This window comes from Thermogutta sp., assembly GCF_014359955.1.
Classification (GTDB): domain Bacteria; phylum Planctomycetota; class Planctomycetia; order Pirellulales; family Thermoguttaceae; genus Thermogutta.
The window spans coordinates 330-7,556 of sequence record NZ_JACIYL010000144.1 but is presented as its reverse complement, the minus strand read 5'-3'; the positions used below and the strand labels follow the sequence as shown (position 1 = coordinate 7,556).

Annotated in this window: 6 protein-coding genes; 4 read left to right on the top strand and 2 right to left on the bottom strand. The window is 56.0% G+C overall.

Annotation, left to right across the window (positions count from 1 at the left end; translation table 11 throughout):
* Positions 1–663 (bottom strand): DUF1549 domain-containing protein (locus H5U08_RS06480; protein ID WP_297031418.1); only part of this gene is annotated, 663 nt, incomplete at its 3' end.
* Between the two features lie 334 nt (positions 664–997).
* A complete protein-coding gene (locus H5U08_RS06475) occupies positions 998–2,620 on the bottom strand; it encodes a glycine--tRNA ligase (RefSeq protein ID WP_297031420.1) in 1,623 nt (540 codons plus the stop codon).
* A gap of 528 nt (positions 2,621–3,148) precedes the next feature.
* Between H5U08_RS06475 and H5U08_RS06470 the strand changes: the two genes are divergently transcribed.
* From H5U08_RS06470 to H5U08_RS06455, 4 genes are all read left to right on the top strand, one after another.
* Complete coding sequence (locus H5U08_RS06470; RefSeq protein WP_297031416.1) at positions 3,149–3,802, top strand: DUF5752 family protein; 654 nt, start codon at positions 3,149–3,151, stop codon at positions 3,800–3,802.
* The gene (locus H5U08_RS06465; protein WP_297031414.1) at positions 3,799–5,052 is read left to right on the top strand and encodes a glycosyltransferase; all 1,254 of its coding nucleotides are present in this window, start codon (positions 3,799–3,801) and stop codon (positions 5,050–5,052) included. The genes H5U08_RS06470 and H5U08_RS06465 overlap by 4 nt, the downstream gene beginning before the upstream one ends.
* Positions 5,040–5,846 carry a trehalose-phosphatase gene (gene otsB, locus H5U08_RS06460; RefSeq protein ID WP_297031412.1) on the top strand — a complete coding sequence of 269 codons (807 nt, stop codon included), beginning with the start codon at positions 5,040–5,042 and terminating at the stop codon, positions 5,844–5,846. The genes H5U08_RS06465 and otsB overlap by 13 nt, the downstream gene beginning before the upstream one ends.
* The coding region (locus H5U08_RS06455) for a trehalose-6-phosphate synthase (RefSeq protein WP_297031411.1) at positions 5,833–7,227 on the top strand (1,395 nt) is incomplete at its 3' end. The genes otsB and H5U08_RS06455, both read left to right, overlap by 14 nt.

Here is a 7,227-nt window from a genome sequence, read left to right as displayed (position 1 = left end):
AAAGCTGATCTGCGAGAAAAAGGCTGCCATCCCTTCGAGCTTTTCCTCCGGCCATTGGTCTGCCCGAACACCCATGAAAGTCAGTGCAACAACCTGGGCAATACCTTTGGGACTTCGGTCTTGAGTTGCCCGATAAAAATTGACAGGTCCCACACGAAAGTTGCTGCCACTCGACGTGAGAAGCTCCCGCACAAACTGATCGTAGGGTTTATTTCGGGCCAGCGACGAATAGAGCCACCGATTGTAGGCTTGCACAGCGTTGGGCCAAAGGTTGATGGGGAACTCGGCCTTGATACGAAGAATATCTCCCCATCGCATGGTCCAGTAATCCGCGTACTCCGGCCGATTGAGCAACTCGTCAATCAACTTTTCCCGCTTTTGCGGATCGCGATCTTCCAGAAACTTCCTCGCTTCGTCTTCCGTGGGCAGCGTACCAATCAGGTCGAGGTACACCCTCCTGAGAAAAACCGCATCTGAACAGATGAAAGCGGGCGTGATGCCCTGCTCTTTCCATTTCGCCGCCATGAGTTCGTCGATCCGATTGCGGATGCTGAACTCCTGGTCGCTGTCAAAGGGCTCGACAGGTTGTGCGGAACTACCGGCAAACGCGGAGGCACCTGCCAACACAACGACGAGAAAGGCGATCGGAACGGTTCTTCGCATGAGTAACCTTTTTTCAGCCGGGAGCCAATCTGAAAACAAATCCACCTGTTATTTTCCTCCACTAACTAATAGCGCCAGAAGCCACAAGTGCACGGAAGATCAGAGGCACGAGAGGACCTGGAAGCATCGCCGACCTTGTGGCCGCGATTGAGCGCGTGGCACGCCAGGCACGCCCACGAAACACAAATAGACGAAACACGAATAGCCGGGCGATTCTGGTCAACCGGAGAAAATGGCCGTTAAGCACCGGAACCTGTCCGGCGCCTGCCGAATACCCATAAAGCGGGGGCGACCTGCACGCCAAGTAAGTTTGGCTGTGGCTTTTTTGACTACTTCATTCAGGAACAGTGTACGTGCCGCGAATCAACCCGCGGATCACCTCCACACAGTCATCCGCCTTGATTCTCCACTGCCGGAGGGTATCGCGATCCCTCACCGTGACGGTATCATCCTGAAGGGTTTGGCTGTCCACCGTGATGCAGTAGGGTGTGCCGATCTCGTCCTGACGCCGGTAGCGTCTCCCCACAGCCCCTTTCTCGTCGTAAAAGCAATTGAAGTGCGGTTTCAGTTCGGCGTAAATCCGCTGGGCAATTTCGGGCATGCCGTCTTTCTTGACCAGGGGAAACACGGCAACTTTGATGGGGGCCAGCCTGGGGTGGAGACGAAGCACCACCCGTTTTGTGGGAACGCCTTTCTCGTCGGGCACCATGTCCTCGGCGTAGGCCTCGCACAGAAAAGCCAGCGCAGCCCGGTCTGCCCCGGCCGAGGGTTCAATCACGTGTGGGATAAATCTTTCCCGAGTTTCTTCATCGAAATAGGTAAGATCTTTCCCGCTGCCGCGATACTTGGGCTGACCGTCCGGCCCGAGCTCCACCACCAGTTCATTGCCCTTTCGGATGAGTTTGCCCTCCATATGACTTCGCAGATCGAAATCACCACGGTGGGCGATGCCCTCAAGTTCACCGAAATCTCCCGGGGCAAGGAAAGGAAAAGCATATTCCACGTCTGCCGTGCCGCAGGAGTAGTGACTCAATTCGTCTGGCGAATGATCCCGAAGGCGCAACCGTTCGCTGGCAAGGCCCAAACTGATGTACCAGTTGAATCGACGCTGCCGCCAGTATTCATACCAGGCCCGAGAAGTCTCCGGTCGGCAGAAAAATTCGATTTCCATCTGTTCGAACTCCCGCGACCGGAACGTGAAGTATCTTGGCGTGATTTCGTTCCGAAAACTCTTGCCCATTTGGGCAATTCCAAAAGGGATTTTTACGCGGGTGCTGTCTAGTACATTTTTGAAATTTACAAAAATGCCCTGTGCCGTTTCTGGACGGAGAAAAGCCACGTTTTCCTCACCACTTAAGGCGCCAACATAGGTTTTAAACATCAGATTGAACTCGCGGGGAGGCGTGAGTGTGCCCAGGGTTTTGGCGTCCGGGGCAAGCACCTGCGAAAAATCTTCTACCGTGGTGAGCGACACGAGCGGCGAATGCCAGGCGAGCCGGTCGGCCTCCTTGGTGCGAAGATTGAAGAAGCGAAGGGCCTTGTGTTCCACGTCGGCCAGCGCTTCCTCACCGACAGCCTCGGTAGTCACAAAAATTCGCTGACCGTTGTATTCTACCCATCTTCCCTGAACCTGGTCGTAGCGGTAACGTTTTTTGGTTTCCCGGCAATCCACCATGTAATCATGAAAAAGGTCGTAATGTCCGGAGCATTTCCACACCTGGGGATGCATGATAATGGTGGAGTCGATGCCCACCATTTGGAACGCGGACGGGGCACCCGGCGGCACGACAAGTTCGTTGTGAGAGGTCACGTTGTCGTACCACCATGCCTCGCGGATATTGCGTTTGAGCTCCACCCCCAGCGGACCGTAGTCCCAGAAACCGTTAATTCCTCCGTAAATTTCGCTGGATTGGAAAAGAAACCCCCTCCGTTTGCACAGTGCTACAAGCGCATCCATGTTCATGTCCGTGTTTCCTCCAAATGGTTGCGATGCGGACTCTTTCTCAGTGCGGACGCCCTTCGGAATGGCAGTTTGCCAAAGCGATCGGAGTTGTGAATGGCCGCGTAAACGGTTTAATTTACCTCGCGGCGGACCGGACGTCTATTCACCACATTGCGGTCTGGAAACCGCGGCGAAAGTCTCAGTAGGCTTGACTCGGCCGATCTTGGGGCCCAAAATAAAGGTCAGGGCAACAGTTTGGCAAAAAAGTGTTATCGTTTTCGGCTCATGCCGCAAATATTAGACCTCTTCATGTCTATTCAGATCACTCACCCAAAGCGGTAGGTGGTCGGTGGAGAGCCTCGCACGTATATTCACCGTAACAGGCGCCCTCCGCAGCGGCGCCGGTGGCCGGCGGCACTCTGAACGCTTGCATGATCCACGCGGGAACGAATGTGCATCGTTTGGGTAGCCATCCCCGAGAAAATCCATTCTCGAGTGTTGCGCCACCAGCGGTGAAGACAACTGGAAAAGGAGATAACCAGAATGACTTTCATTGTCAAAGACTGCGCACTGATTCCTCTCTCAACAGGGCTCAGGGCGAGCAATCTCAGTGAGTTCAAAGCGGCGCTGGCCATGGCGCCGACCGAGTGCATCTACCATCATTTCTGGGGTGCTTTGCTTCAGCCTCGGTTTGACGACCCGGAGTTCAAAAACGACTTCGCGGTTTGGGTGTATCGGGAAATCCGAGACGAAGTTTTGGCAGAATTGCTGGCGATCATTGATCCGGCGGATTATAGCGACCTGGAGGTCCTTCGCGGCGAAATCATTGAGCTGATCGAGCAGAGAATCGAACAGAAGGAGTGGCTGGCGTGGATCCCCGCCACCCGGCCGTTTTATTTCCTGCGAGCCCAAATCGTGGTGTTCGATACGGGACGTCGGGCGGAGACCGTGGAGGACCTGGCGGCCTTGCTGCCGGAGCTTTCGCCGGGCTCGGTGTTTTACCATGTCATCGACGCGAGGCGGCGATCTCCAATCTGCTGCGACGACTTCTCGGCCTGGCTGGAGGGGTTAGGGGAGGGTTATGAGCCTTTAAGGCATGCTCTGTCTGAAATTGATCCGTATTTCGGCAGTCTGACCGATTTGCGCTCACAGTTGATCAATGCATTCCAATCTTTCTTGCATGTGGAGAAGGTATGACGGAACTTCTTGAACGCTACGCAGAGGTTGCTGGTCCCGACGCGGTGGCCCAGTTACGACAGTTGGCTGAGCCACTCAAGGGGATGAAAGTCGTCCACGTCAACTCGACAAGAGTGGGTGGAGGGGTCGCTGAGATTCTCAATCAGTTGGTTCCTCTCCTCCACGAACTTGGCGTCAATGCGGAATGGCATGTGATCGAGGGGAACGCGGCGTTTTTCACCTGCACCAAAAAATTCCATAACTGTCTTCAGGGCGCCGTGGATCGACCCAGCGAACACGATCTGGCGGTTTACGAACAGGTCAACGCGGAAAATGCCGAGCGGTTGGCTCCCGTGCTCAAGGAAGCGGATGTGGTGTTTATCCATGATCCGCAGCCGGCAGCGCTCATTCGGCACTTTCCTGAGCGGAAGGGGAAATGGATTTGGCGGTGTCACATCGACGCCAGTCATCCGGACCGAATCGTGTGGCGGTACCTGCGTCAATTTCTGAAAGACTACGATGCCAGCATCTTTTCCCTCCCCGACTTTGCCCGGGCACTTCCTCACCCGCAATACCTGATTGCTCCAGCGATCGACCCGTTCAGTGGAAAAAACTGTGACCTCTCGGAGGATTTCATTGACGCAGTAGCCAGCGATTTCAACCTGGACAGAGGGCGTCCCTTGCTTGTTCAGGTGTCGCGATTTGATCGCTTCAAGGATCCGCTTGGCGTTATCCGCGCGTACCAGATCACCAAGCGGTTTTTCCCGTCTGTTCAACTCGTGCTGGCGGGAGGTGGAGCTACCGACGATCCCGAGGGCGGCATGGTCCTTGCGGAAGTTCGCGCGGCAGCCGCGGGCGATCCCAACATCCACGTTTTGGAACTTCCCAGTGATGCCCACCGCATTGTTAACGCCTTTCAGCGACTGGCCACGATTGTCCTTCAGAAGTCTACCCGGGAGGGATTTGGGCTGACGGTGACCGAAGCTCTCTGGAAAGGCAAACCGGTGATTGGGGGGAATGCAGGGGGAATCCGACTCCAGGTGATCAACCACCACACCGGTTTCCTGGTGAGTTCTCCGGAGGGGGCCGCCATGCGAATTCGCTATCTCCTGGAACGCCCTGATCAGGCCCAGCGTATGGGCGAGAAAGGGCGGAAGTACGTGCGAGAAAATTTCCTCATGACTCGGCTGGCACGCGACCATCTGACCTTGATGGTGGCCCTGCTCCGCCGCGAAATCGAAAGGATTGACACGACCCAATGGAGATCCTGAAAAACCCTCACAAATTGCCAGCGATTTTCGACTCGCTGGCACAAGGGGCTCAGGGGGTTCTCCTTTGCGATTACGACGGAACCTTGGCACCTTTTTGTGAGGACCCACGAAAAGCCGTTCCCTATTCCTGGGTTCCTGCCCTTTTGGGGGACATTCAGCGAGAAGGAACCCGAGTGATTGTGGTGACCGGACGGCTGGCTGAGGACCTCACGGTTCTTCTTCCCCTCTCAGGAGTGGAAATCTGGGGCAGTCATGGCCGCGAGCGGCTTTTTCCGGACGGCCGACGGTGGGTGTGGGAACCGGATCCACACGCCGAGCAACTCCTCGACACAATTAGAACAGAGCTTTCTCGAGAATGGCCGCATGTGCGGATGGAACGGAAAGTGGGATGCCTCGCGATCCACTTCCGCGGCCTGCCTGACCAGGAGGTGGAACGGCTGCAGCGGTCAATCGCGGACTTTCTCCATCGGCAGGATCCCAGCGGCCTTTTGGAGAGGAAAGCCTTCCATCTTGGAGTGGAACTCCAGATACCGGGACCTACAAAAGGGGACGCCGTGCGGGGAATTCTTCAGGAACTGGGGGATCGGAGAACGGTGGTGGCTTTTCTGGGAGACGATCGAACGGACGAGGATGCCTTTCGTGCTCTAGGAGAAGCGGGGCTGAGTGTGCTCGTCAGTCCGACGCCACGGGAGACGTACGCAGACGTTCGTCTGGAAAATGAAGGGGAAGTTCACGACTTCCTTCATCGCTGGCTGAACGCTGCGAGGAAAGGAGGAGATCATGACCGGCAATAAAAAAGGTCAACGGTTGCTCATCGTTTCCAATCGTTTGCCTCTCAGACTCACCCGAGAACGGAGCGGGACCTGGCGGCTCGACCGCGGCAGCGGCGGTCTGGTGACGGCCCTGGCCCCGGTGTTGCGGAACAGAGGGGGAGTGTGGATTGGCTGGCCGGGCATTCCCCAGGAAAAAGCGGCCCCGAATCTCGGTGAGCTCCTCGATCGCGCAGGCCGCGACCTCGGCTACCGCATTGCACCAGTTGGATTGTCCCGTCGGGAACAACGACTTTTCTACGAGGGGTTCTCCAACGAAGTTATCTGGCCCTTATTCCATGAATTCCCTACCTTGGCTAATTTCGATCCCACATATTGGCAGGCCTACCAGCAGGTCAACCACAAGTACGCGGAGGCCATCGCCGCAGAATCACAACCCGATTATTTCGTCTGGGTACACGATTATCAGCTCATGCTGGTGGCCCAGGAGTTGCGTGCTCTGGGGGTGAACAGCTATGTGGCTTTTTTCCTTCACATTCCCTTTCCGCCGCTCGACGTCTTTCTGAAAATTCCCTGGCGGTTGGAGATTCTCAAGGCCCTTCTCCGATTTGATCTCCTGGGGGTGCAGACAGCGCGGGATCGCCGAAACCTGCTGGATTGTTTCCGTGCACTGATGCCGGACGTGAAATGGCACGGACGTGGTCGCGTGGTTGTGGGGCAGGTCAACGACCGATTCGTGCGGATTGGGGATTTCCCCATTTCCATTGATTATCGGTCTTTTGTTCGCCGGGCAGGCTCTAAAGAAGTCCTGGCAGTCAAGGATGGGATCCGCAAAACATTGGCCGACTGTAAGATCCTGCTGGGAGTGGATCGGCTTGACTACACGAAGGGGATTCCCCACCGGCTGCAGGCATTCCGTGAGGCATTAAGGGAGTATCCCGACCTGGTGGGCAAGACCACGCTGATCCAGGTTGTAGTGCCCAGCAGAACAGGCGTTGCGCAGTACCGCCGGTTGCGTGCAGAAATCGAACGGCTTGTGGGGGCCATCAACGGTGAGTTTACCAAACCGGGCTGGGTCCCCATCCATTATATCTTCCGTTCTCTCGCTCCTGACGAGCTTCTGGGGTATTACCGCGCGGCTGATGTGGCGCTCATCACGCCGCTCAAAGATGGTATGAACTTGATCGCCAAAGAATACTGCGTGACGAACGTGGATAATGACGGAGTGCTGATTCTGAGTGAATTTGCCGGAGCAGCTTCTCAACTGCAAAATGGGGCCATCCTTGTGAACCCGTTCCATGTCCAGCAGGTTGCCTCCGCGATTCATCAAGCGTGTACCATGCCGATCACAGAGCGCAAGCGGCGAATGAAAAAACTGCGGCAGTCTATTCGCAAGCAGGATATT